Source organism: Zoogloea oryzae, assembly GCF_030161255.1.
GTDB classification, from domain to species: Bacteria; Pseudomonadota; Gammaproteobacteria; order Burkholderiales; family Rhodocyclaceae; genus Zoogloea; species Zoogloea oryzae.
In genome coordinates, this window is sequence record NZ_BSPX01000257.1 from 1 (window position 1) to 770 (window position 770).

The 770-nt window shown below is 58.3% G+C and carries 1 protein-coding gene; it reads right to left on the reverse strand.

All coding sequences use genetic code 11. The features are described from left to right. Window positions 1–69: 69 nt before the first annotated feature. The coding region (locus QQK25_RS23330; RefSeq protein WP_284190099.1) for an IS630 family transposase at window positions 70–770 on the reverse strand (701 nt) is incomplete at its 5' end.

The window sequence follows — 770 nt, forward strand, 5'->3', positions numbered from 1 at the left end:
CTCTCCGGCGCACAGCATTATTCCGCGCCGCAGCCAGGGCAGCTGCCCCTGAGAGGCTAGTACCCGGAATCAGAGCTGAGTGATACGGCGGCAACGGCGTTGACGGACCTTTTTCTTGGTCCAGACGAAGGGCTCGGCTCTGTCGTTGTATGCGTTGACGTAGGCATCGATGTGTTCCTGAAGCTGCTTGAGGCTCGTGAAGGAGGTGCCGCTGAGCGACTGCCCCTGCAAGATGGAAAACCATACTTCGACCTGATTGAGCCATGACGCACTTGTCGGCGTGAAATGAAATTGCACGTTGGGGTGGGCCTTGAGCCAGTCCTCGTTCTTTTTATGGGTGTTGAGGTTGTCGAGGATGACGTGAAGCTTGCGGTTCGGAAAAGTCGCGGTGACGCTGTTCATGAAATCGAGAAACTCGACGCGGCGCCGGCGTTTTGAATGGGTCGCGATGATCTTTCCGGTGGCGACTTCGAGCGCCGCAAACAATGTTGTGGTGCCATGCCGCTTGTAATCGTGGCTTTGGCCGGTCAAGGCGCGGCCATTGGGCAACTTCAGATAACCCTGCGCTCGCTCCAAAGCCTGGATCGAGGGCTTCTCGTCCACGCACAGCACAATGGCCTTCGCCGGCGGCGCGACATAGAGGCCGACAACATCGGCGGCTTTGGCCGTAAAGTTCGGGTCGTTGCTCTCGCACCAGGACTTGCGAGCCACCAGGTCAATCTTGTGGCTGCGCAGGAACCGCCAGACATATTGGACATCGACATCGCCCA